Annotated in this window: 21 protein-coding genes; 9 read left to right on the top strand and 12 right to left on the bottom strand. The window is 67.6% G+C overall.

Annotated features, from left to right (window positions below):
* Positions 1-3 precede the first annotated feature (3 nt).
* The 3 genes from NKH51_RS00100 to NKH51_RS00090 all read right to left on the bottom strand — a co-directional run bounded on the left by NKH51_RS00100 (position 4) and on the right by NKH51_RS00090 (position 2843).
* Positions 4-159 carry a hypothetical protein gene (locus tag NKH51_RS00100; protein ID WP_254763211.1) on the bottom strand — a complete coding sequence of 52 codons (156 nt, stop codon included), beginning with the start codon at positions 157-159 and terminating at the stop codon, positions 4-6.
* Positions 160-237: 78 nt separating this feature from the next.
* A complete protein-coding gene (locus tag NKH51_RS00095; protein ID WP_254763210.1) occupies positions 238-1338 on the bottom strand; it encodes an archaeosine biosynthesis radical SAM protein RaSEA in 1101 nt (366 codons plus the stop codon).
* A 161-nt stretch (positions 1339-1499) separates the two neighbouring features.
* The gene (locus NKH51_RS00090; protein WP_254763209.1) at positions 1500-2843 is read right to left on the bottom strand and encodes a hypothetical protein; all 1344 of its coding nucleotides are present in this window, start codon (positions 2841-2843) and stop codon (positions 1500-1502) included.
* Between the two features lie 342 nt (positions 2844-3185).
* On the opposite strand from NKH51_RS00090, the gene tgtA reads away from it, so the two are divergent.
* The 5 genes from tgtA to NKH51_RS00065 all read left to right on the top strand — a co-directional run bounded on the left by tgtA (position 3186) and on the right by NKH51_RS00065 (position 8858).
* On the top strand, positions 3186-4667 hold the full coding sequence (gene tgtA / locus NKH51_RS00085) for a tRNA guanosine(15) transglycosylase TgtA (RefSeq protein WP_254763208.1): 1482 nt from the start codon (positions 3186-3188) through the stop codon (positions 4665-4667).
* 182 nt (positions 4668-4849) lie between these two features.
* Positions 4850-5212, top strand: a complete 363-nt coding sequence (locus NKH51_RS00080; protein ID WP_254763207.1) for a TRAM domain-containing protein — start codon at positions 4850-4852, stop codon at positions 5210-5212.
* A 97-nt stretch (positions 5213-5309) separates the two neighbouring features.
* On the top strand, positions 5310-7241 hold the full coding sequence (locus NKH51_RS00075; protein ID WP_254763206.1) for a NosD domain-containing protein: 1932 nt from the start codon (positions 5310-5312) through the stop codon (positions 7239-7241).
* Positions 7234-7971: an ABC transporter ATP-binding protein gene (locus tag NKH51_RS00070; RefSeq protein ID WP_254763205.1), complete on the top strand. Its 738-nt coding sequence runs from the start codon at positions 7234-7236 to the stop codon at positions 7969-7971. Before NKH51_RS00075 ends, NKH51_RS00070 begins: the two co-directional genes overlap by 8 nt.
* Positions 7968-8858 (top strand): ABC transporter permease, encoded by an 891-nt coding sequence (locus NKH51_RS00065; protein WP_254763204.1) that lies wholly within the window; start codon positions 7968-7970, stop codon positions 8856-8858. The genes NKH51_RS00070 and NKH51_RS00065 overlap by 4 nt, the downstream gene beginning before the upstream one ends.
* Positions 8859-8907: 49 nt before the next feature.
* On the opposite strand, the gene NKH51_RS00060 is transcribed toward NKH51_RS00065, so the two are convergent.
* Together NKH51_RS00060 and NKH51_RS00055 are read right to left on the bottom strand one after the other, a co-directional pair.
* A complete protein-coding gene (locus NKH51_RS00060) occupies positions 8908-9504 on the bottom strand; it encodes a nitrous oxide reductase accessory protein NosL (RefSeq protein WP_254763203.1) in 597 nt (198 codons plus the stop codon).
* 158 nt (positions 9505-9662) lie between these two features.
* Positions 9663-11666, bottom strand: a complete 2004-nt coding sequence (locus NKH51_RS00055; RefSeq protein WP_254763202.1) for a hypothetical protein — start codon at positions 11664-11666, stop codon at positions 9663-9665.
* Positions 11667-11843: 177 nt separating this feature from the next.
* Between NKH51_RS00055 and arcS the strand changes: the two genes are divergently transcribed.
* A complete protein-coding gene (gene arcS / locus NKH51_RS00050) occupies positions 11844-13601 on the top strand; it encodes an archaeosine synthase subunit alpha (protein WP_254763201.1) in 1758 nt (585 codons plus the stop codon).
* 308 nt (positions 13602-13909) lie between these two features.
* A complete protein-coding gene (locus NKH51_RS00045; RefSeq protein ID WP_254763200.1) occupies positions 13910-14581 on the top strand; it encodes an SdpI family protein in 672 nt (223 codons plus the stop codon).
* A gap of 24 nt (positions 14582-14605) precedes the next feature.
* On the opposite strand, the gene NKH51_RS18770 is transcribed toward NKH51_RS00045, so the two are convergent.
* Positions 14606-14731: a hypothetical protein gene (locus tag NKH51_RS18770; protein WP_256527486.1), complete on the bottom strand. Its 126-nt coding sequence runs from the start codon at positions 14729-14731 to the stop codon at positions 14606-14608.
* 198 nt (positions 14732-14929) lie between these two features.
* Here NKH51_RS18770 and NKH51_RS00040 point away from each other — a divergent pair, with 198 nt between their 5' ends.
* Together NKH51_RS00040 and NKH51_RS00035 are read left to right on the top strand one after the other, a co-directional pair.
* Entirely contained in the window at positions 14930-15529 is a 600-nt protein-coding gene (locus NKH51_RS00040; RefSeq protein ID WP_254763199.1) for an HdeD family acid-resistance protein, read from the top strand.
* Between the two features lie 86 nt (positions 15530-15615).
* Positions 15616-16635, top strand: coding sequence for an LLM class flavin-dependent oxidoreductase (locus NKH51_RS00035; RefSeq protein WP_254763198.1), 1020 nt, complete (start codon positions 15616-15618; stop codon positions 16633-16635).
* Here NKH51_RS00035 and NKH51_RS00030 read toward each other — a convergent pair whose 3' ends face one another.
* The 6 genes from NKH51_RS00030 to NKH51_RS00005 all read right to left on the bottom strand — a co-directional run bounded on the left by NKH51_RS00030 (position 16636) and on the right by NKH51_RS00005 (position 23628).
* Entirely contained in the window at positions 16636-18327 is a 1692-nt protein-coding gene (locus NKH51_RS00030; protein ID WP_254763197.1) for a bacterio-opsin activator domain-containing protein, read from the bottom strand.
* Positions 18327-18788, bottom strand: a complete 462-nt coding sequence (locus NKH51_RS00025; protein WP_254763196.1) for a response regulator — start codon at positions 18786-18788, stop codon at positions 18327-18329. Before NKH51_RS00025 ends, NKH51_RS00030 begins: the two co-directional genes overlap by 1 nt.
* 461 nt (positions 18789-19249) lie before the next feature.
* Positions 19250-21436, bottom strand: a complete 2187-nt coding sequence (locus tag NKH51_RS00020) for a type B DNA-directed DNA polymerase (RefSeq protein ID WP_254763195.1) — start codon at positions 21434-21436, stop codon at positions 19250-19252.
* Positions 21433-21732: a DUF8156 family protein gene (locus NKH51_RS00015; protein WP_254763194.1), complete on the bottom strand. Its 300-nt coding sequence runs from the start codon at positions 21730-21732 to the stop codon at positions 21433-21435. Before NKH51_RS00015 ends, NKH51_RS00020 begins: the two co-directional genes overlap by 4 nt.
* On the bottom strand, positions 21732-22421 hold the full coding sequence (locus NKH51_RS00010; protein ID WP_254763193.1) for a hypothetical protein: 690 nt from the start codon (positions 22419-22421) through the stop codon (positions 21732-21734). Before NKH51_RS00010 ends, NKH51_RS00015 begins: the two co-directional genes overlap by 1 nt.
* 172 nt (positions 22422-22593) lie before the next feature.
* Complete coding sequence (locus NKH51_RS00005) at positions 22594-23628, bottom strand: Cdc6/Cdc18 family protein (protein ID WP_254763192.1); 1035 nt, start codon at positions 23626-23628, stop codon at positions 22594-22596.
* Positions 23629-23642 lie beyond the last annotated feature (14 nt).

Below are 23642 nucleotides of genomic sequence, written 5' to 3'. Positions count from 1 at the left end.
CGGTTAGCGGCCCCACTCGTAGAACCACCAGCTCGCACCGAGCAGCATCAGGCCCGCGCCGAACGCGGAGGTCGCGGGTTCGGGGATGATAAACAGGACGAAACCGATGGCGATCATCAGTGTGGGCTCGAGTTCGTTCAGATAATCGGACAGCGCCATACCGATCGTTCGCCGGCCGAACGTAAAATAGTCGATCCCGATTCTCGGCTCGAGGGACGACTGGGACGCTGTGGCGTGCTATCGCGCGAGCGGCTGGTTGAAGCTCCGCTCGCGCTCGATGACGGTTTCCCAGGTGAGTTCGCACTCGCAAGACACCTGCTCGAAGACGGTTGGATCCTGCCGGAGGTCGAAGTCCTTGATGGCCTTCTGGACGCGGTCGTCGCACTCCCCGCAGTTGTGGGGCCCCCGCTCGGAGCCGTGGCCGACCGGGTCCGAGACGACGATCGCGTCGGTATCGGCCGTCGCCTCCAAGACGTGCGCGACCGACCAGAGCCACGGCGGGCGGTAGCCGTCCTCGAAGTAGAGGTCGTCGACCATCGTGTAGCGCTGGACGTTACACGGGTTCATCGAGACGGTGTGACAGCCCTCGACGCCGGCACAGCGCTCGATCGACGAGACCATGTCGTCGACGGCTTCGGGCTCGCTGAGGAACGGCGGCTTCATCAGGAGGTAGGCTTTGATCCCCGCGTCGGCGTCGCCGCCCGCGTTCTCGTCCGCGGCGGCGGCCTCCGCGCAGGCGGCCTCGAAGTCCGCGAAGTCGAAGTACTTGTTCACGCAGTCGTGGCGCACGCGGTCGGTGGCCGTCTCGAGGCCGATCGCCACGTCGGTGTCGAGCCCGTGCTGTGTGAAGTCGCCGATCTTCTCGCGGTCGACGAAGTCCGGCAACGATTCGACGACCATGCGCTCGCGGTCGGCGAAGGTGTCGGCGATCGCTCGACGACTTTCCGCGCCGACCTCGCGCTCGTCCAGGAAGGAACCGGAGGTGTAGATCTTGATGAGGTCCGCCGGCTCGTCGGCGTTCTCCGCCTCGTGTGTGAGACAGACGTCGATCTGGTCCATCAGCGCCTCGTGGGAGACCGAACCCCCGTCGACGCTCTCCGCGACGTAACCGCACATCGTACAGCCGCCGGCGCGGGCCCACCGGCAGCCGCCGGTGTTCAGAATAATCGTCAGACTCTGTTTGACGCCGTCGGGAGTGTTGTCCTCGTCGAGCCAGACGCGGGTCGGCTCGTGGGGGTCGTAGCTGGCCTCCTTGCGCGAGCGGATCTCGCGCATCGCCTGGTTGTGGGCGTCCATGCCCTTGCCCTGCTCGTAGACCTCGGGCGTGGGTTTACTCATTAGAAGCAGCAAGCGGGCCAGCGCCTAAAGCGCCTTCGTCTGGGGTCGCCTCGCGTTCTCCTAACTTCGGTCGCTCGAGAGCAACGGCGTACGGCCGCGGCTCGACGCCGATCGGTTACGGGGGCAAGAAAACGAATAGCAGCGCCAACGGCAGCGCAGCGTCAGTTGTCGGTCTCGTTGGTTTCGTTCGCACCGACGGTGGTGTTGGTGTCTATCTCATCGCCGGCGCTCTCGTTCATCCCGGCGTCAGTGGTCGCGGTCTCGTTACCGCTGATACCCGCGAGTTCGCTCGCGTCGCCGACCGAGAGGGCGTCGGCGGTCGCGTTCTCGATCGTGATCGACGACGCGTTCAGCGAGGCGATGGTGTGACCGGCCGATTCGTCGGCGGTCATCATCGCGTTGCCGTCGTCGGCCATCGTGGCGTTGTCGTCCTCAGCCATCGTGGCGTTGTCGTCCTCAGCCATCGTGGCGTTGTCGGCGCCGCCCTCGAGGTCGTCGGTCGCATCGTCCACCGCCATGTCGTCGCTCTCGTTGGCGTCCATCGCCATGTCGTCGCTTTCGTTGCCTTCTTCGACCGACTCGAGGGTCATCGACTGGATCGTCAGCTCCTCGACGTGGAACTGCTCGATCGTGAGGTTCTCGATTTCCTGCGTGGCGTTCTCGTCGCTGGCGTTCGCCTCGGAGCGGTTGCCGTCTGTCGCGTTACCTTCGGTGAGGTTATCGCCGATCGTCACGTTGTCTTCCATCGAGGGTGGCTCTTCCGTGACGTTCTCCCCGAACACATCCTCGGTATCGTTGCCGTCGGTCGCGTTGTCCGCAGCCATACCGTCGACCGTCTCGTTCGCCCCGGCTGCACCGTCCATACCGGCCGCGCCGGTGACGCTCAGCTCCTCGATCGTCAACTGCTCGACGGTCATCGTCTCGATCGTCAGGTTCTGGACCGTGACCTGACTCGCGTTCTCGTCGATCAGCCCCTGCTCGCCGGCGCTCTCGTTCATCTCCGCATCTGCGGAGGCGTTCGTCTCCATGTCGGTGGAGTCGTTCATCCCCGCGTCTTCGGATTCGTTCATTCCCGCGTCGGCGGAAGCGTTCGCTCCGCGCTCGAGATCCTCCATCGAGACGTTCTCGAGTTCGAGCGACTCGAGCCGAACGTCCGAGACAGTCACGTTGCCGGTCTCGTTTCCGGCGGCAGTCGCGTTCGCGCTCTCGTTGGTACCGGCAGTTTCGTTTTCGACGCCGAGTTCCTCCTGTAGTTGCTGCACGTCGGCGTCGAGTTGCTCGACGGTCAGTTCCTCGATCGTCGCGTTCTCGATCGTGACGTTCTCGAGTTCGAGCGTCTCGACGGTGACGTTCTGTAGCGCCGCGCCCGATTCGGAATCCGATTCGCCCATGTCTCCGGCGTCGTGATCCGCCGTCGTTGCCGCACCGGCGAGGGTGGGACCCCCCGCGAGTGTGAGCAACAACGCGACGAAGACGACACCGATCGTCTGCGGTCGTGAAACCATGCGCACCGTCCTACCCTCGGACGCGGGCTAAAACGAGGCGACTGTTACGGGATTGTCTCCGAGAAAGCTACTGTTAGAATCACGCGACCGGCACGCATCTCGCGGCCGCCCACTCGCGATGGATGACTGTCTCGATCGCGGAGACGGAACGATCCCAAGGGTGATACATGCCGCGACTCCGGCGGTACGAATGTTGGGGTTGCGACTGCCGACCGTCCGAATTGTCGAAATCGAAACGCCGATCACGCACCTGAGGAGGCTTCTCGCACCGATTTTCACGGGTCACCGGGGAGCCGGTCGAAAACCGTCAGGACTTACGTCGGACCGGCCAACTGACGCCCAATGCGCGAGTGCTTCGAACTCCGGGATACCGATGCCGGCGGCCGCATCGGCGAACTCACCGTCCCGCGTGCCGGCGTTACCGTCGAGACGCCGGCGCTGCTGCCGGTGATCAACCCGAATCTGGACACGATCGGTCCCCGCCGGCTCGCCGAGGAGTTCGGCGCGGAGATCCTCATCACCAACTCCTACATCATCCACGGGGACGACGCTCTCCGCGAGCGCGCCCTCGAGGACGGGCTCCACGAGATGCTCGACTTTCCGGGGGCGATCATGACCGACTCGGGTTCGTTCCAGCTGTCGGAGTACGGCGAGATCGACGTGACCACCGAGGAAATCCTCGCCTTCCAGCGCGAGATCGGCTCCGACATCGCCACTCCCGTCGACATCCCGACGCCGCCGGACGTCTCCCGCGAGCGCGCCGAGACCGAACTCGAGACGACCCAGGAGCGCCTCGAGATCGCCGACGCGGTCGACACGGGCGAGATGCTCGTCAGCGCGCCCGTCCAGGGATCGACCTACCCCGACCTGCGCGAGCGCGCGGGCCGCCACGCCGAGGGGACCGACCTCGACGTCTTCCCGGTCGGCGCGGTCGTCCCGCTGATGAACGACTACCGCTACGACGACATGATCGACGTCGTCGCCGCCGCCAAACGGGGGCTCGGTGCCGACGCACCCGTCCACCTCTTCGGGGCCGGCCACCCCATGATGTTCGCGCTCGCCGTCGCGATGGGCTGTGACCTGTTCGATTCGGCGGCCTACGCGCTCTACGCACGCGACGACCGCTATCTGACCGTGCGTGGCACCCGCGCGCTCGAGGACATCGACTACCTCCCGTGTTCGTGTGCCGTCTGTACCGATCACTCGCCGGACGAACTCCGCGCACTGCCCGACGACGAGCGCGAGTCGGAACTCGCCGCCCACAATCTCCACGTCACCTTCGCCGAGATCCGCCGGATCAAACAGGCGATTCGCGCCGGGAACTTACTCGAACTCGTCGAACAGCGCGCCCGCGCCCATCCGACGATGCTCGACGGCTATCGGACGCTGCTCGACCACGCCGACCAACTCGAGCGCGCAGACCCCGTCTCGAAGGGGTCCTTTTTCTACGCCTCTCACGAGAGTGCGCGCCGCCCCGAGGTCCTGCGCCACCACAAGCGCCTCGAGCGCCTCTCGGTCCCCGACTCGCTGTTGCTCACGGTCGACAGATCCGCGCCCGACGACGGCTACGACGAGGTCTGGCGGGTCCAGCCGCCGTTCGGCCCCTTCCCGCGAGCGCTCTCGAAGAGCTATCCGCTCACCGCCGAAGTCCCCGAGCGAACGGACCGGGCGGCGCTCGCGGCCGCGGCCGACGGCATCGCTCGGCTGGCCGAGACGAGCCCCGAAACCGAGCTCACCCTCGCTCACCGCGGCTGGCCCGCGAGCGTCCTCGAGCGCGTACCCGACGGCGTCGCGCGCATCGACCTCGCCGCGGACGGGACGTAGCCGCCGCTGCGCCGTCGAATCGGAGCCGCACCGATTCGCCGTTCGAAGGTCGAGTCGTCGACCGCGATCGATACGTCGTCGGGAGTCGACGGTGACCTCGCGGCCGTCGGAAGCGAACTCGGGGCGATCGAACCGAACAGAGGACCGCAACACCGAAGAGCCGGGCGAGCACCGACTTCGGTATGCTCGATCCAGCGATACTCGGCGGTGGCGGTCTCGTCGCCCTCGCGTTCGGCGCGGTGCTGTTTAGACGGGTCCGCGGTCGGAGCGGATCTGCCAGCGAGCGGCGGTCTCGAGAGCGCCACGAAGCGGCGCAGAAACGAGCGCCGCCGGTCGACATCGGCGACACCGTGACGGTCGCCATCAGCGAGTTCACCGACCACCACTCCGGCGAGCGCCGGGCGGTCGGCAAGGTCGAGGGGTTCGTCGTCTTCATCGAAGACGTCCCCGACGACTGTGAGGTGACCGACCCGATCCGAATCTCGATCCTCTCGTTCAACCGCGGCCGCACGTCAGCGACGGCGCGCTTTCTCGAGTCCGCGTAGCGCGAGGGTCCCCGATCGGAGCCCGTAGAATGTGAGGGGGCGCGGGTTCGACGTTCGGACCAGTCCCTATATTTCGTTCAGTCACCAACTACCGGCCGTGATCGATCGCTCCGCCAGCACCGTCTTTTTGAGCCTCCTGCTCGTCACCTCTCTGTGCGCTGCGGGCCTGTTCGCCGTCGACGTGGGATCGACCTCGCCCGAGCCCGTCGCGTTCGACGACACGGTGTCCGTCGGTCTCACGCTCGAGTCGGAGTACTCGCTCGAGGACGCGGTCGAACTCCCGCGCGCGCAGGTGTTCTACTCCCAGTATCAGTACGTCGTCGGCTACTACGGCGTCGAGACGTTCGTCGAGAACCAGCGACAGCCGGCCCACGGCCAGCGGTTCGGCTACCCACTGGCGGTGTACGTCTCCGACTACGGCGACACCGGAGTCGAACTCACCGACGAGGGCTACCCGGTGACCGACGGCTCGCCCGGCTGGACCGACGCCGAGACGGCGTGGTTCGTCGTCGACAGCGAGGCGCGGACCCCGGCCGGGAAGACCGTCGTCCCGTTCGCCGACCGCGACGACGCGCAGGCGTTCACCGACGAGCACGGCGGCACCGTGGTGCAGTGGGACGGGGTCCTCGAGCGCTCGTTCGACCGCGACGACGCGGCGATCGCTCGCGACCGGGTCGACGACCACCGGCAGCGAGCGGACGAGTGGGTCGGGCAGTCGGCTACCCTCGCCGAGCGACCGACGTCGCTGGTCGTCGGCGAGGACGCGGCCACCGTCCAGACGGCGATCGATCGGGCGCCGGCGAACACGACCGTCGTTCTCCCGAACGGGACGTACGCCGAGAAGATCGAGATCGATCGCCCGATCACGCTCGCCGGCGAGGGGAACGCGACGCTTCGCGGCGACGGCAACGGCTCGGTGATCACCGTCACCAGCGAGCGAGCGGCGGTTCGGGGGATCGACATCACCGGGGTCGGAAACGTGACGCGCGAGGGCGGCGACCTGCCGGTCGAGATCGACGAACAGGCGTGGGACGCCACGTTCACGAAGTATTACGCCGGGACCGACGCCGGGATCGCGGCCTACGGCGCGGCGGGCCTTCTCGTCCAGAACGTCAGCATCGAGACGCCGGCCAGCGGGATCATCGCCTACCAGAGCGAAGCGGCCGTCGTCCGGAACACGACGGTAGCCGGGCCCGGTCCGACCGACGGGCTCGCCGGAGCCCTGCTGTTCCAGTCGCCCAGCGTCGTCGAGAACTCGACGTTCCGCGGCGGCAGAAACGGGGTTTACCTCTACCGGGCGCCCGAGACCGTCGTCAGATCGAACACGATCGAGAACAACTTCCTCGGCGTCCACCTGATGTACACGGGCGACAGCCTCGTCGCCGACAACGCCCTGCGCGAGCAGCCCAACCACGCCATTATGATCATGACAGGTCCCGAACGGAACGCCGTCGTCGGGAACGCGGTCCGGAACGCCGAAGCCGGCATCAGCCCGGGCGGGAGCGGAACCTACGTCGCGTACAACCTCGTGGCGAACAACGGGCTCGGGCTCCGCGTCGACTCGACCACGTCGATCTACGAGCACAACGTCATCGTCGGCAACGACGTGGGCGCGGAGGCGAGCGCCATGTTACCGACGAACCGCGTCGTCGACAACGACTTCGTCGGCAACGACGTCCACGCCACCGCGATGTCGGGCCCACTCCGGGTCTGGAACCACGAGGGCCGCGGCAACTACTGGCAGGGCGCCGCCGGCGTCGCCAGCGGTGGCCAGTCCGATCTGACGTACTCGCCGACCGATCCCGTCGACAGGCGCTTGCATCGAACCGACGGAACGCCGACGCTCGCCCGGGCACCGGCACTCGAGGCCCTCGCCGGACTCGAGGGCTCCGTCCCCGGGATGCGGACCGGCAGCATCGTCGACCGAGCGCCGAGTTGCGCGCCGAACAATCCCGACCTGCTCGAGCGGACCGAGTGGGCCGACGACGCCTGGACCTGTTACGAACCGACGCAGACGAGCAATGACTGACACGACACCCATCCTCGAGGCGACCGGTATCGACCACGACTACGGGGCGGTCTCCGTGCTCCGGGATGTCTCCGCGACCGTCGAACGCGGCCGCGTGACGGCCCTGATCGGCCCGAACGGCTCCGGCAAGACGACGCTCATCCGCGTCCTCGCCGGCCTCCACGAGCCGACGGCGGGCGACGTCGCGTACAACGGTCCCGACACCGCCAGACGGATCGGCTACCTACCCCAACATCCGGCGTTTCGGCCTGGGTTCACGGCCCTCGAGACGCTTCGCTTCTACGCGTCGCTCGTCGGCGGCGACGAGACCGACGCGATGGCACAGCTAGAGCGGATCGGCCTCGAGGACGCGGCCGATCGGAACGTCGAGGCCCTCTCCGGCGGGATGACGCGGCTGCTCGGCATCGCGCAGGCGACGATCGGCGACCCCCCGATCGTCATCCTCGACGAGCCCGGCAGCGGGTTAGATCCCGGCATGCGGCTGCACGTCTTCGACGTGGCGTCGACCCTCGCCGACGACGGGATCGCGGTCCTGTTGAGTTCCCACGACCTGGAACTCGTCGAGCGGGTCGCCGACGACGTGCTCATCCTCGCGGACGGACGGACCGTCGAGCAGGGGTCGACGGCCAACCTGCGCGAGCGTCTGGGCGCCGCCTCGCTGCGCCCGGTCTACGACGAGGCCGTCGGCGGCGAGCGAGACACCGTGGCGGTACTGGGTGAGCGCGCATGAGCGGCGACGCGACCCGGCCCGGCGAGGCCACCACAGGGGAGGGGACGCAGTCCGACCGCTCGCGACCGACGGCCCCCGGCTCGAGACGCCGTCTCGAGACGATCGTCGGACGGGAACTCCGCACGGTCGCGCGCACTCGGACGTTTTTCGTTCTCGGACTCGCGTTCACCGCCGTCGTCCTGGGCATCGCCTGGGTCGGCGGGAGCGTCCGCGCCGGCTACGTCCCGACGCTGGTCGACCTGCTCACGCCGCTCGAGTTGCTCGTCCCGGTGGTCGCCGTCGCCTTCGGCTATCGCGCCATCCTCGGCGACGCACAGCGCGGCGAGCTCGACGTGCTGCAGACATATCCCGTCTCGAGCCGCGATATCGTCTTCGGCGTCTACGCCGGACGGGCGATAGGACTGGTGACCGCCGTCGTCGTCCCGCTCGTCCTCGCCGCGCTCGCGGTCGTCGTCTTCGAAGACGAGGGCCGGACGCTGTACGCCTCGCACTCCGGTGCCGACTCGCCGGTCCTGTTCGCCCGGTTCGTCGTCCTGACGGTGCTGTTCGCGCTGACCGTCCTCGCCGTCGCGATCGCGATCTCGGCGGTGGTCAGCGGCACGCGCAGCGCGCTCGCGCTGTCGGTGGTCGCGCTCGTCGTCCTGCTGGTCGGGCTGGACCTGGCGCTGGTCTACGGCTTCTCGGCCGGCGCAATCGGCGACGAGAGCCTCGTCTACGCGCTCGCGATCAGCCCGCTCAGCGCCTATCGAGGGCTCGTCTTCGAGAGCGCCATCGTCGTCGCGTCGGGGACCGGACCCGCGGCGGCGGCACCGATCGCGAGCCTGCTAAGCTTCGGCGGCTGGACGGGCGCGTCGCTCGGCATCGCGACGTGGGTGTTGAACCGGTAGTCGACGCTCGCAGTCGAGAACCGACCTCCCTACCGGACTGATCCGCCGGTCAGTTCATCAGCGACATTACCAGTTCCTGCGTGACTTCGTCATTTTCGTAGCTATCGCCGCCGTATTCGGCCTGAAATTCCTCGGCCTCGTCGGCGTCGCCGAACGGAATCATCGTTCTCCCCATCGAGCCCTCGACATCGCTGTCGGCGATCATGGTGAGCCCCGAGACATCGCCGAACGCGTCGGCCTCGAGGTGACGAGAGATGACTGTCCGCTGGCCGCTGTCGTCGACCTCGTACTCGACCGCCGAGTAGTCGGTCAGGTACGAGACGACGGGCTCGCTTTCGCGCTGCTGGTCGAACGTGAACGCGTACGTACAGAGCGTGCTGCAAAACTGCGCCGGCCGGTCCTCGTCGAGGACGGCCGTCGGGTCCTCGTAATGGGACTGGCCGGCCGGACCGGGGTGATTTCCGACGGCCATCGTACAGTTGTCACAGGCGTGTTCCGCGTCGATACTGATCGGATCGGGGGCGTTCGCGGTCCCTTCGTCGCCGACACACCCGGCGATCGAGCCGAGACAGGCGGCCGCGACGCTACCGAGGACGGTCCGGCGCCCGACTGCTCCGTCACCCGTAGCTGCGATCGGTGGTTCCATACCGGGTATTGAATACCGGCAAATAAACCGTATCTGGTCTGATTCGCGAAACAAGGTCGCTCGTCACGCCGACGGGACGACGGTCGACCTGTGGGATCGACTATCGATTCGTCGCTGGCACAGTGCCCCTCGAAAAAACGCGTCGTCGTTCGACCGCCCTACTCGCGCCGTCGGAGGACGAGCGCCGTCAGCAACGCGGCGACCGACGCGAGGCTGGCCCCGAATCCGAAGCCGGGGACACTGTCGCCGCCCTCGTCGTCTCCTTCGTCGCCGCCGCTTTCGCTCTCGAGGTAGTTGTTCATCGCTTCGGCGTCGACCGACGGGAACTCCTCGTCCCACTCGCCGGCCGCGTGGACGGTCGTCTCGCTCCCGACGACGCTGAGGTGTTCGATATCCGCTTTCGTCGCGGACGCGGTGTCGACATCGCCCATGCTGTCGACGTAGACGTACATCGACGCGGTGTCGCCGTTCATCTCGGAGGAGACGCCGCTGATGGCGAGGGAGTCACTGATGGTGCTCGTGATCTTGCTCATGTCCTCGAACTTCGCACCGCCTTCGACGCGCACCGTGCCGTCGCCGAGGTTCGCGTCGACCCGGGCGACCTCGAGTTCGGACTCGGATAGGGCCGTGACGAACTCGTTGGTGTCCGAGGACATCGTCGTTCCCGTCGGCGCACCCTGCATCGACTGGGCCCAGCTTTTGACCGCCTGGCTGGCCAGATCCTCGGCCTCGAGTTCGAACTGCGCGTCGAGCGCGAGTTCGCCGTCGTTCGTCTCGGCGGTCATCTCGAATGTGACGTCTTGCGGGGGCTCGACGTCTCGCGACTCGAGTTCGTCGATGTACGCGTCCCAATTGTTCGTGTCACCCGTGGCTTCGGCGTCGAGCGTCATCTCCTGGTCGGACGTCTGCTCCATCGAGACGTCCCACTCGAACGTCGACTCGAGGCCGGCCGCCTGCTGTGCCTCGATTCTCGTTCGCATCTTCTCGAGGTCCTCCTGGGCCATGCCGCTGCTGGTCGAACTCGCCTCGGCGAGGTCGAGCATCGCGAGCGTGAGTTCGTCGTAGTTCGCGATGGCGACGTTCCACGTGGCCTCCATCGAGCCGCTACTGCTGTCGAGCGTGAACTCGAGGGTCTCGATCTCGAGGTCGGTGACGGTGGCTGCGATCTCGTCGGCTTCGGACTGGCTCAGATCGGTCGTCGGATCGCTGGCGAGCTGGGTCGCGAGCTGTTGTTCGATACCGCTGTCGATCCCGGTGTACTCGACGGTGAAGTCGAGTTCGAGACGGTGCTGGCCGGTGGATCGCTCCTCGAAGTCGTAGCTCGAGATCGTGATCTCACTGGAGCCGCCCAGCCCCGTCGCGAGGTTTCCGTACTGCTGCTGGAGGGTCTGTTTGGCTTTCTCTCGGGTCTCCCACTGGCTGGCGGACCAGTCGGAGACCGGCTGCTTCTGGCTCACGTCGAGGACGTAACTGCTCCCGGTGTCCGCTAAGGAAACGTCCATCTGCATGTCGCCACCGGTCGCGCCCATCCCGCCGTCGACCGAGACGGAGCCGCTCGTCTCGAGTCGATCGGGGGTCGCGGAGACGGTTCCATCGGTACTGACCGCCCCGATGCCCATGCCCGACGACTCGCTCTCGAACGTGCCGGAGGCGGTCGCGTCGAACTGGTTGGCTTCTTCGGAGACCTCGCCCGAGATGTCGACGGAGAGGTCTTTCAGCGAATCCGGTTGTTCCATCACGAGCGAGCCGTCTCCGGAGAGCCCCTCCTGATTGAGGAGCGCCGAGAAACTCGCTTCCTCGTACTCGGCATCCTCGTTGCTGATGTTGTCGACGACGAGCACGTGGACGAGCCCTTCGCTGACGTCCATCCCCAGATCGAGTGTGCCGGAATCAGACTGACTGTCGTACTGGAGGACGGCACTGCCGTCCTCGCGGAGGTAGATCTCGTCGGCCGGACCGAGGCCCGACTCGGCCTGGGCGACGCTGTCGTACGATTCGATGTCGGGGGAAGGCTGTGCTGCGGTTGCAGTGGTCGTCATGCCGCCGTAGACGGCGGGCAAACCGATCGTCGCGACGCCGACAGCTGCGACCAACAGGACGGCGAGAACGGCGCGAAGGCCGTCCTTCGATCGGAGCTTCGGTTGTGATTCAGGTGCTGGCATGATTCGAACTTCGACTCCAATAGCATAAAGGTTGATTATCGTGACTTTACTCGCCTACTACCAATTACCGTACCGAACGATCATCGAACCGTACCGATGACCTACAGCGCGTCCACACTCGAGGGCGCGATCGTTCGCTATCGACAGCCTCTTTCGCTCGCCCCGGTCATATCGCGTATGACCGACTACTTCGAAATCCACGAGCGCGACGGGGCCGCGCGCGTGGGCGAACTCCGCCTCTCGTCGCCGGTGACGACGCCCGCACTCGTCGACGATATTCTCGAGGATGCGGGCTCGCTCTGGAGCGCGGACCGAGACGTTCCCGAGGGCGACGACTCGCGGCTGACCGTCCTCCCTCACCGGGCGTTTCCGGGGGGGACTCCCGAGGAAGTCCAAGAGTCGTTCGCCGTCGACTACCCCGACGTCGACTACCCCAGCGTCGCCGTCGTCTCGAGCGAGCAGGCCGACAACCACGGGACGGACGCCTACGCCCTGTCGAACGGCCAGTCCGTGATGGGCCACGGCGCGGCGCTCGTCGAAGCCGTCGTCAGCGTCCGCGAGGCGATTCCGGCCGACACCGCCGTGCTGTTCTCCGGGGTGGCGACGCCGCGAAACGTCGCCGTGTTGGCCTACGCCGGCGTCGACCTCTTCGACGAAACCGCGGCCGTCGTGAAGGGGACCGAAGGGCGGTATCTGACGACCGACGAGGCGTACTTCCTCGAGGACCTCGAGGAACTCCCCTGCTCGTGTCCGGCCTGCCGGCAGCCACGCGAGGAGTTTACCCGTGAGGACTGCGCCGAACACAACGTCAACGCGCTCGAAGCCGAACTCGCGATCGTCCGCCGGCGGATCCGCGACGGGCGCCTGCGAGACTACGTCGAGGGACAGGCCCGACAGGACCAGTGGCTCACCGCGGCGATGCGCGAACTCGACTCGCAGTGGGGCTACCTCGAGAAGCGGACACCAATTCTCCGAGACGCCCAGATCAGCGCCGCGACCGCGGACACGCTCCGCCGGGTCGAAATTCAGCGCTTCGCGGACCGGGTGACGACGCGGTACCGGAACCGCTTCAAAAACCCGCTCGTGCTGGTCCCCTGTTCGGCCGCCAAACCCTACAGCGAGTCCCAGAGCCACCGCCAGTTCCACGACGCCATCCAGTGGCGGGCCCACCTCGTCTCGATGACCTCACCGATCGGCGTCGTCCCCCAGGAACTCGAGACGACCTACCCCGCACAGCACTACGACACCGTGGTCACGGGCCGCTGGTCCGAGGACGAAAAGCAGTTCGTGAGCGCGGTCCTCGAGCGCTACCTCGAGCGCAACGAGTACCCGAAAATCGTCGCGCACGTCCCCGACGAGGGCTACCGCGACATCGTCGAGCGCGTCGAGGAGAGCCTCGACCTCGAGATCACCTACACCGTCCCCGAGGGCGGCCATCCGACGGCCGACGAGTCGCTCGCGAACCTCTCGGAAGCCCTATCGGGCGAACTCAAGTACTCCAAGCGCGAGCGCGAGCACAACACCGTCCGCGCCATCGCGGATTACCTGCTCGGCGACGGGGCCGGCGACGACCTCTTCGAGGACATCCAGACGACCAGCCGCTACCCGAAGATCCAGGTCCGCGACCCCGACGACACCCAGCTCGCGACGATGGTCCCCCAGTACGGCACCCTCTCCTTTACGCTCGAGGGAGCCAAGCGATGGCTCGAGAGCGATGCGCCCGTCAAGCGAGTCGAGATCGACGGCTTCGTCCCCCACGGCAGCGTCCTCGCGCCGGGCGTCGTCGACGCCGACGAGGAGATCCGCGTCGGCGACGAAGTGCTCGTCGAGGGGCCGCAGGCGTTCGCCGTCGGCCGCGCGGAGATGTTCGGCCGCGAGATGGCAGAGAGCACGCGCGGCATCGCCTGCGAGGTCCGCCACGTCGAGGAGAAGTAAGTCGCCGCGAGTGCGGGGACTAACTCGAGGTCGCGTTCCCCACTTCATCGGAGGACTGTGCGCCGAAGACGGCCGCCCGGCAGGAGGGACACCGGGCACCGTTCACGAATCGATTGACGGCCCGATCACACTCCGGGCACCGTCGAATGGCGGTATACGAATTTCCCGTCACTATCAGTCCGTGATTCCGACGACCCGGATAGGTGTTTTGCTACGCTTCGTCTCGAGAGAACGACGATATCGCGGGCGACACGCACGCGCCGGCGCGACCCCGCTGGTTAATACGCACCGGCGTCGTATCAACTGATATGAACACTTCTCATCGACTGGCGCTGGCTGGCGGGTTCGTCGTCCTCGCCGGGCTCGCGAGCGTTCTCGCGGCACCGGACCTTCCAGACCGGCTCGTAACCCACTGGAACGCCGCCGGCGAACCGAACGGAACGATGTCGAAGTCGCTGGGTCTCGCGTTCGTTCCCGCGCTCTCGGGAGCGCTGGTGGTGCTCCTCGCGCTGGTCCCCCGCATCGACCCGCTCGGGGAGAACGTCGCGACCTTCCGCCCCGCCTACGACTGGTTCGTCGTCGCCTTCGCGGGGTTCATGTTCGTCCTCCACGTCGGCATTCTCGCGTTCAACCTCGGCTACGCGTTCGATTTCACGCTGCTCGTCCTCGGTGCGGTCGCCGTCCTCTTCTACGCCGTCGGCGAATTGCTCACGCACGCGGAACCCAACTGGTTCGTCGGCATCCGAACGCCTTGGACGCTCAGCAACGAGACGGTCTGGGACCGCACGCACGAACTCGGTAGTCGGCTGTTCAAACTCACCGCCGTCGTCTCGCTGATCGGTCTCTTCTTCGGGGAGTACGCCGTCTACTTCCTCGTCGTCCCCGCGCTCCTGACGGCCGTCATCACCGCGGCCTACTCGTACTACTGTTACCGGCAACTCGAGGGTGGGCCGGGATCCTCGTCGGACGCCGGCGTCTGAGCGACCGCCGGTCGGCTCACGCGGTTACTCACTCGACTCCTCCTCGCGACCGGGGCACGTTTTCAGCAGGTGCTCGCGGTAGACGGCCGCGGGGACCCGTTCGCCACAGAGCTCGCAGACCCGACGATCGGCGTCGCGTTCGTCGCTCACGGTTCGATTTGTCGTTCCGACGGCAATAATAGCCGCGCTCTGGCAGTCACGTCGCCACACGACCGAACAGATTCCGTCTCGAGACGGCCCGGAAGCGCCGTTCGTCCGGGTTTCGGACCGGTCCGTTCCCGTGACCTAATGTCAAATCGCGTATTTGTTTTATATACGTATACGACGTATACTATACCGGTGAGTTCAATGAGCAACGACACTGTAGACACCATGCCCGGCGAGGGATACTCCCTCGAGAACGAATGGCGGACCCTGGCGATCGCGGGCGCGATCGTCGGGCTGATCGGGATCCTGGCGATAGCGTTCCCGCTCGTCACGGGGCTATCGGTATCGCTCGCGATCGGCGCGCTCCTGGTCGTCGGCGGGATCGTCCACGGGATCCACGCCTTCACGGCGCGTGGGTGGCGCGGCTCGCTTTGGCAGATCGCCCTCGCGGTCGTCTCGGTCGTCGCCGGCATCGCCGTCCTCGCGGCGCCCGCCGTCGCGCTGATCACCCTGACGATCGCGCTCGTGGCGTACCTGGTCGTCGACGGTATCGCGGAACTCGCGCTGGCGATGCGGATGCCCGGCTCCCGAAGCCGCACCGCGGTCGCCATCAGCGGCGTCGTCGGTCTGGTCCTCGCCGCGCTCCTCTGGGCCGGCTTCCCGGGGACCGCGGCCTGGGCGATCGGCCTGCTCGTGGGAGTCAACCTCCTCGTCACCGGGTTCTCGATGGTCTTCGTCGCGATGGCCGCCCGGCCGGCCGAGGACGTGACCCCGCCCGCGACCGAACCGCGCAGCGCGTAACACCGTTTTTTATCGGACACAGATCGATCCCCCGCTCGAGCGGCCGGACCGAACGGTTATTGGGCGTCCTGTCCCGAATCTCCGGTGTGAATCTCTCGATCGTCGATCTCGCGCCGGTGCCCGAAAACGGGTCCGCAACGGACGCGTACGAAGACACGGTCGAACTCGCACGCGTCGCCGAGCGACGCGGCTACGAGCGGTACTGGATGGCCGAACACCACGGGATGGCCGATTCGATCGCGAGTACGACCCCAGAAGTCCTGATCGCGCGTCTCGCGGCCGAAACCGACGATATCCGCGTCGGCTCCGGAACCGTGTTGCTCAACCACTACCAGCCGTTCAAAGTCGCAGAGACGTTCGCCTCTCTCGACGCGCTGGCACCGGGCCGGATCGACCTCGGGCTCGGTCGAGCGACCGGGATTCCGGCTGCCGATCGCGCGCTGGGGACCGACCGACAACAGCGAAATCCGGACGAAGACCACGCCGAGAAGATCGACGCGACGGTCAGCCACCTCTACGACGGCTTTCCGGACGGCCACGAGTACGCCGACTTGAACCTGCCGCGATCGGCCGACGGCGTTCCCGAGGTGTGGGTGCTCGGCTCGAGCCCCTCGAGCGCCGAGATCGCCGGCCGACTCGGCCTCCGGTACTGTTTCGCCGGGTTCATCAGGCCGGCCCTCGCCGAGCGTGCGTTCGAGGCCTATCGGGAGCAGTTCGAGCCGTCGCCGCTCGGCGCGGGACCCAACGAACCGACGGGGATGCTCGCGATGAACGTCGCCTGCGCCGCGACCGACGACGAGGCGGCCAGACTGCGAGCGACCGCCGAGGCGACCTACGAGCGGATGCGACGCGGCGTCGTCGGCTCGCGCCCGTCCGTCGAGGCGGCGATCGACGAGCTCGGTGGCGTCCCCGATCCGACGCCGAACCCGCTCCCCGACGGCGAGTGGCCGCGGTCGATCTCGGGGAGTCCGGAGACGGTGGCTGCCCTGCTCGAGCAACTGACGGATCGAGTCGGCGTCGACGACGTGATCGTCCAGAATATCATCGCGGACCACGACGACGTGATGCGCTCGCACGAACTCATCGCGGACGGCGTCGGGCTCTAACTACTCCCCGAAGATCGAGTTGAAGAACTTCCGCTCTGCCGTCCGGAGGTGCTGGTTGAACGTCGCGGGCGCGATGCCGAGCCGCTCGGCGATCTCTTCGCCGGTGCTCCCGCGGGGCCAGTCGAAGTAGCCCGCGAAGTAGGCCGTCTCGAGGGCCGCGCGCTGCTTGTCGGTCAGTTCGTCTTCGATGACCGACGGGGTGGCCGAATCGCTGCGGTCGCCGCGCTCGGTGGTGCGCTGGGCGAGGTAGGTCACGTCGTCGCGCTTTTCCTTGATGAGTTCGATCGTCCGGCGCGTGTCCCGCCCGCGTGGGAGTTCGACGACGAACCGAAACTCGCCGTCGGCGATCGTGGCCGACGCGACGCGGCCGCCGTGGGTGGCGATCGTCTCGAACAGTGAGACGGCCGCGGGAGCCACGAGTTCGAACTCGAACTCGTCGCGGCCGGCGGAGAGGAACCGAACGTCGCCGAGGCCGTCGGTCCGCTCGATGACTTCGGCGAACGTCTCCTGGGCGACGCCGTGTGCCGAACCGTAGGCCAGCAACGTCTCGTCGCCGCCGACGAGTTGCTCGAACTCGATCGCACACGACTCGCTCGCCGAGAGGTCGATCAGCGGCTCGGCCATCGAATCGACGCGGAACTCGAGTTCGATGACGGCGTCGCTAACCAGCGCGTCCTTGCGCTCGATCGCGGTGATCGCGTGGGCGATGACGTCGCCGATCCGGGCGAGGATAGCGGTCTCGGGGCCCTCGAAGGCCCGCGACGAGTCCGAGTAGACGTTCAGGACGCCGTAGACGAGATCCTCGTGAACGATCGGGATCGAGGCCCCGGACCGATAGCCGCGGGCGCGCGCTGCCTCCCGCCACGGTTCGTAGCCGGATTCCGTACTGACATCGCTCATGACCTGGACCTGTCCCGTTCGGACGGCCGTTCCCGCCGGCCCCTGCCCGGTCTCGTCGTCCTCGTCGACGGAGACGTCGATCTCGTCGAGGTAGCCGTCCTCGACGCCGGCCGCCGCCTTCGGGACAAGTCGATCGCTGCCCGGGTTGAGCCCGCCGATCCACGCGAACCGATAGGCATCGGAGTCGGTCAGCCGGTCGCAGACCTGCTGTTCCAGTTCCGCCCGCGTCTCGGTCGTGATCACCGCGTGCGTGATATCGTGGCCGACGCGGTTGAGCCGATTGAGCGCCTCGAGTTGCTCGCGTTGCTGGCGTCGCTCGCGTTCCTGATAGGCACGTTCGATCGCGTGGTGGATCGTCCGCACCAGCAGTTCGCTGGTCACCTCGTCTTTGACGAGGAAGTCCTGTGCGCCGCGCTGGATCGCCCTGACACCGACCTGCTGATCGCGGACACCGGTCAGGACGACGATCGGCGTCTCGCCGACCTCGTCGTGGACCGTCTCGAGGGTCGCGAGCCCCTCGCTGTCGGGGAGGTTCAGATCGAGCAGGACGATGTCGGTCGAATCGGAGTCGGCGGCCGCCAGTCCTTCCTCGAGGCGAGTCTGTCGAGAGATTTCCGGGGTCTGGCCCGTCGCCTCGGTGGGGCTCACCCGCTGGGCGAGTTCCTCGGTATCCCGAAGCATCTCTTGGATCAGCCGGGCGTCACCGGGATTGTCCTCGATCAGGAGAATGTGGAGCGCGTCCGCGGCCTCCTGGCCCTGCTCGCCGCCGGCCTGTGTGTCCGTTTCGCTCATCAGTTATCGACCTCCGGAGGGAGCCGCACGACCGAAAACCAGAACTTCTCGAACGCCCGGACCGTCTCGATGAATTCGTCCGGGTCGACCGGCTTCGTGAGGTAGGCGTTGGCGTGGAGTTCGTAGGACTTGACCACGTCTTCTTCCGCTCGCGAACTCGTCAGGACGATTACCGGAATCGATCGCAGCGCCGGATCGTCCTTGAGTTCCTCGAGGACGTCCTCGCCGTCCTTGCCGGGGAGGTTGAGATCCAGCAAGACGAGATCCGGCCGCGGGGCGTCGGCGTAGTCGCCGCGCTGCGTGAGGAAGTCGAGCGCTTCGGTGCCGTCGGAGACGACGTGGAGGTCGTTCTCGATGCGGCCCTGTTTGAACGCCTCCTTCGTCAGGCGGACGTCGCCGGGATTGTCCTCGACCAGGAGGATCTGTGCCGGCTCGGGTCGCGAAGTGCCTGAATCAGTCATCGGTCGGAGCATCCGTCCGGTCGACTGCGGCATCGACCTCGTCGACCGCGGGTGGTTTCGTGTCGGCGTTCGTTCCGCGGACCCGGCGTCGGTCGACTGTCGGACTGCGACGACCCGGATCGACCGACCCCCGCCGCGCCGCCGGTCGCGAGCTAAACCCGTCCATATTGGTTCCGCTTTCGCGGCGAATACGGATATACGTGGGGTTCCGAACCGGCCGGCGAAGCCGACCGGCCCCGCTCGCGGCGCGTGTCGACGGGCTCTCCGCTCGAGCGGCGGGCGGTCGCCCGCCGTGATAGCCGCCCCATCGGGGCCGGAACGGGATCGGGCCTGCCGAGTTCGGTACAGTCATGATACGGTCCAAAAGATCGGCGAGCAGTGTAAGGTTGGCGCTCGTCTTCACCTCGGCCTGAGACTCTGCCCGCCGTGACCGTCTCGATAGCGCGGCGATCGGAGCCGGCTCAGTCGGTGAACGTCGACAGTCGGACGGACCGGCCGTCGCGCAGCGAGCGCCGGATCCGGGCGCGGTCCCAGCCGAGCGGCGAGACGACGCTTTCGCAGGCCCGCACGAGCAGCCTCGCATAGTAGTCCGCGTCGTACTCGCAGGGCTCCGCTACCGCGAGGCGAACGCGCTCGGGGCCGCGGGCATCGTCGTCGACGACGACGTACGTGACGGACTGTCCGGGACGGCGGTCGATTCCCCGGCGCTCGTACCGCCGAAGCGCCGCCACGGTGTGCGTCCGCCGGCCGTACTCGGCGAGGGGTTTCGAGACCCGCTTTGTGATCTCGAGGGCAGACGGATCGACCGCTCCGTCGCGGAGTTCGGCCAGCCGTCGGCCGAGTACGTCGCAGACGGCCTCGGGGTCGCGCTCGCGGTCGAGCGCCGCGACGAACGCGCGCTGACCGTCCGCGACGAACGCGGGCGTGCTCCGCTGGCGCGACTCGATCCCCCGGAACGTGTACTCGCCGTCCCGTCGTTTGCCGAAGTACTTCGTCAGCGCGCCCGCCGATGGGGTCCCCCTCGCGGTCGCGTCGGCGAGGCCCCCGGAGCCACCGCTCGAGATCGAGTCCCGACGCGGCACGAAACACACCCACTCGTAGCTGCCGTCGTGCTCGAGCGGGATCCCCACCGCGTCAGAGACGGCGGCGGTGATGTCGGCGATCGGCTCCGGCTCGTCGGTCCGCGGGGTCACCCAGAGGCTGTCGACGATGCCGTGGACGATCCGCCAGCCGGCGTCCTCGAGTCGTCGTTTGGCCGTCAGCGCGATCTCGCGGGCGTAGGCGTTGATCGTCTCGTGGCACTCGATCCGGCCGAACTTGGCGTTTCGGTACCCCTGGTAGCCGAAACAGGAGACGAGGATCCACTTGATCGCGCCCGATTCGGCGCGGAGCCGGGCGGCCGCCGACTCGTCGGGGCCGTCGGCGAGTCGCCGTTTGATGGCCGCTCGCTCGGCGATCAGCGGCTCGAGGACGGCGGGGAGAAAGCCCCCGTCGTCGCAGATTTCGTACTCGAGGTCGGGGACGCGGTGGCCACCGGCGCCCTCGCAGCCGCAGCCGACCGTCTCCGGACTGACGTTGCGCTCGCAGATGATCCGCGGGTACAGCGACGCGAAGTCGATCTCGTGGACGTCCTCGTGGAAGCCGACCTCGGGGGCGAAGGTGAAGCCGCCGCGGTCGGCCGCGTGCAGCGTCGCCACGTCGGTGAACCGCTCGGGCTCCCATTTGTTCCACGGGGCGAGCACCCCTTCCTCCCGACGCGCGAGCCGGATCTGCCTCGCGGTCAGAAGCGTCCCGATGCTCCCCCACGCAGCCTCCTGGAGCGGTCGGCCCGTCCGCTCGACCATGTAGCGGATCCCGGCCAGTCCCGACTGGTGCCAGAGAAAGCTGTTCGACGTATCGACGATCGCTCGACCCGGCACGCGGTAGCGCGCCGGCGAGTGACCCACCCGGCCGTAGCTCGCGTACGTGTTCTCGCTCGCGAGCGTCCTCCAGCCCGGCAGCCGCCCCAGCGAGAACTCGTCGAGTCCCAGCGCCTCGGCCCGCCGCTCGAGCAAGGGGACCAGATCGGCGTGGCTCACCACGAGCACGTCCGGATCCTCGCACTCGAGGCGACGGCCGAGCGTCCGGAGGACGCGCGTCTCGTCGCCCGCGACCGCCTCGTCCTCGAGTTCCAGCGCCGAGACATCGCCGTCGGCCAGCGCGGCCTCGTCGAGCGCGAGCCGAAGCGTCCGCAGTTCGCGCGCCGGCGTCGGATCGAGCCCCCGATCGAGACAGTAGCGAAAACCCGGCGCGAGGTCCACGTCGAACAGGCGGAAGGTCCCAGGGGCGTGGGTCTCGCGCTCGTGGACGCCCCGGACTTCACGGGCCAGCGTCCGAACCTCGCCGACGCGCTCGAGGTCGACCCGCAAGACGGGACTGCGATCGCCCGCGTGGGCCTCGTGGAGGCTCGTCGCCCACCGCTCGATGCCGGTCGCGACGACCTTGGGATCGGACTCGAGGCGCTCGCGGAGGGCCGCGAGCGCGTCGTCCGGGCCGGCGACGAACAGCGACGGCGCGTAGTCCGCCACGGTCGTCGGCTCGGCCCCCTGGTCGGTCAGGGTCCACTCCCTGACGGTCCCGTCCTCGAACTCGAGGGTGAAGGGACTCATCCGTCGGTCCCCTCTCGGTCCGTTCGTCGATCGCCGGCCGCTCGATCCCCGTTCACGTCGCGTTCGGCTCGCAGCCGCCGGAGTTCGACCTCGTGGGCGAGCAACAGCGACAACACGAGCGCGCGCTCGGGGTCCGGCGGGTTGGCGTAGCCCGCCGCGTCGGCGAACTCCCGCGCCCGATCGAACAGCCGATCGAAGTCGTCCTGGTACTCCCGGCGCAGCGCCCGCCGCATCGGCTCCCACTCCGACTCGAGCCTGCGAAGGGCGTCGCGGTAGGTCGGGTTCGTCCGCCCCATCAGCCGATCACCTCGAGCAGCCCGCGGTCGTGAGCGGCGACGACGGGGTCGACCGCGTCGACGGCGCCGCAGACCTCGACCCAGTAGGGGATCGTCGTCTGCCAGACGGACCCGTGCCAGTAGCCCGCCGTGGCGTCCGTCGAGGACGGACCGTCGCCCGCGGCCTCGAATCGAATCCCCTCACGCGTACGGGTACACTCGATTACGGTGTCCGCGCGGTCGGCGACCGCGTCCGAGCCCTCGTCCCCGTCGCCGGCGCTCGTCAGGAGCACCGGGCAGTCGAGCACGCGCCCGAGTTCGGACAGGATCTCGAGGCTCGCGGCGAGCAGGTCCTCGCGTTCCCACGCCGCGAGGTCGTCGTCTCGGTAGAGGCTGGCGACGTTCGGCGCGACGAGCAGCGCCGTCGTCGGCCCCGCCCGCCGGGCGACCGTTCGCACCAGCGAGTGGTGCTGGTAGGCGGTAAACGCCCGCGCGACCCGCAACGGCTCGAGGACGCGCGGGCTCGAGGCGCGGTCGTACAGCGCGTGGGTCGACGCCGCCGACCGCGCGTCGATCCAGTAGGCCGAGCCGCCGTCGCCGCCACCAGCGTCGTCGGCCAGTCGGTCACAGACCAGTCGGTGAACGATCCCCGACCGCGGCGACGGGACGTTCAACAGCGTCACTCCGGGCTCGAGTTCGAGTCGGTGCATGTGTGCAGACTCGAGCGAGCGGCCCATAAGCGACGGAGCACGGTTTCCGATACTTCCGAAAAACCTCGGAAGCGCCGAAATAGACCGTCAGGGAGCCGCTGGCAGGATAGTTCCGATTTCCGATATCGGTTTCCGAAACGAGCGCGCCACCGCGGGCGGACCGAGAAACGGGCTACAAATCGTCGCTCGAGCCGTCCGCGTCGTCCTCGGCGACGAGCCGGTAGGTCCGGCCGCGGCGCTTGCCGACCGCCTCGATCAGATCGTAGTGGACCATCTTCGTCAGGTAGTTGCGCAGCGTCCGGGTCGTCTTCGGCTCGTCGACCCGCCGCTCGTATTCGGCATAGAGGTCGCCGGGTTCGATCTCGCCGGCGTCGGCGATCACGTCGTACAGCACCCGCTGGTGTTCGATCAGCCCCTCGACGGTCTGCCGGCGGATCGCCGTCCGCGCGTCCGGGATCGCCGCCTCGAGAACGTCGTCGGTGATCGACGCCCGTCCCTCGCGGTCCGCGCGACGGGCGGCCGAGCGGAGGATTCCCAGCCCGACGCGAGCGTCACCCGACGCGGCATCGGCGATCGTCCGTAGCTGCGACTCGCGTACCACACCCGGCTCGAGGCCCTGTTCGGCCCGTTCGGCGAGGATCGTCGCCAGTTCGTCGGTGCCGTAGCGGTCGAACCGAACCCGAGTCCCCGCGTGGAACCGCGAGCGCACCCGGTCGTCGAAGCTCGCGAACAACTCCTCCTCGCGGTTGGCGATCAGGATCAGCGAGACGTGTGGCAGGCGGTGGAGATCGTACAGCGCGCCGGTCTCCTCTAGCTGGTCGACCTCGTCCAGCACGACGACGATCGGCTCCCCGTCGGCTCGCGAGAGCCGGTCGAACAGTTCGTCTTTCGGCGTCGAGCGGTGAACGTCGACCGCTCGATCGAGCGACTCGAGGATGCCGTAGAGGACGCGAAAGCGGGTGTACTCCTGCCAGCAGTTGACGTAGGCGGCCCGCACCGTCGGCTCCTGATCGCGCAACTGGGCGAGGGTATACCGGGCGAGGCAGGTCTTGCCGACGCCCGTCGGCCCGAACAGGAAGGCCGGGTCCGGCCGGCCGTCGGACAGCAAGGGCTCGAGGGTCTCCGAGAGGAGGTTCACCTCGTCGTGGCGGTGGACCACCTCGCTGGGCACGAAATCCTCGCGCAGCACGCGGCCGTCGACGATCACAGCGGATCGGTTTG

It is taken from the genome of Natrinema marinum, from assembly GCF_024296685.1.
GTDB classification, from domain to species: domain Archaea; phylum Halobacteriota; class Halobacteria; order Halobacteriales; family Natrialbaceae; genus Natrinema; species Natrinema marinum.
The sequence above is the reverse complement of the archived record's forward strand: the minus strand, read 5'-3'. Positions and strand labels throughout refer to the sequence as shown.

Coding starts and splice junctions, on each gene's coding strand:
- NKH51_RS00100 (WP_254763211.1), bottom strand. CDS start 159: ATGGCGCTGTCCGATTATCTGAACGAACTCGAGCCCACACTGATGATC.
- NKH51_RS00095 (WP_254763210.1), bottom strand. CDS start 1,338: ATGAGTAAACCCACGCCCGAGGTCTACGAGCAGGGCAAGGGCATGGAC.
- NKH51_RS00090 (WP_254763209.1), bottom strand. CDS start 2,843: ATGGTTTCACGACCGCAGACGATCGGTGTCGTCTTCGTCGCGTTGTTG.
- tgtA (WP_254763208.1), top strand. CDS start 3,186: ATGCGCGAGTGCTTCGAACTCCGGGATACCGATGCCGGCGGCCGCATC.
- NKH51_RS00080 (WP_254763207.1), top strand. CDS start 4,850: ATGCTCGATCCAGCGATACTCGGCGGTGGCGGTCTCGTCGCCCTCGCG.
- NKH51_RS00070 (WP_254763205.1), top strand. CDS start 7,234: ATGACTGACACGACACCCATCCTCGAGGCGACCGGTATCGACCACGAC.
- NKH51_RS00065 (WP_254763204.1), top strand. CDS start 7,968: ATGAGCGGCGACGCGACCCGGCCCGGCGAGGCCACCACAGGGGAGGGG.
- NKH51_RS00060 (WP_254763203.1), bottom strand. CDS start 9,504: ATGGAACCACCGATCGCAGCTACGGGTGACGGAGCAGTCGGGCGCCGG.
- NKH51_RS00055 (WP_254763202.1), bottom strand. CDS start 11,666: ATGCCAGCACCTGAATCACAACCGAAGCTCCGATCGAAGGACGGCCTT.
- arcS (WP_254763201.1), top strand. CDS start 11,844: ATGACCGACTACTTCGAAATCCACGAGCGCGACGGGGCCGCGCGCGTG.
- NKH51_RS00045 (WP_254763200.1), top strand. CDS start 13,910: ATGAACACTTCTCATCGACTGGCGCTGGCTGGCGGGTTCGTCGTCCTC.
- NKH51_RS00040 (WP_254763199.1), top strand. CDS start 14,930: ATGAGCAACGACACTGTAGACACCATGCCCGGCGAGGGATACTCCCTC.
- NKH51_RS00030 (WP_254763197.1), bottom strand. CDS start 18,327: ATGAGCGAAACGGACACACAGGCCGGCGGCGAGCAGGGCCAGGAGGCC.
- NKH51_RS00025 (WP_254763196.1), bottom strand. CDS start 18,788: ATGACTGATTCAGGCACTTCGCGACCCGAGCCGGCACAGATCCTCCTG.
- NKH51_RS00020 (WP_254763195.1), bottom strand. CDS start 21,436: ATGAGTCCCTTCACCCTCGAGTTCGAGGACGGGACCGTCAGGGAGTGG.
- NKH51_RS00015 (WP_254763194.1), bottom strand. CDS start 21,732: ATGGGGCGGACGAACCCGACCTACCGCGACGCCCTTCGCAGGCTCGAG.
- NKH51_RS00010 (WP_254763193.1), bottom strand. CDS start 22,421: ATGCACCGACTCGAACTCGAGCCCGGAGTGACGCTGTTGAACGTCCCG.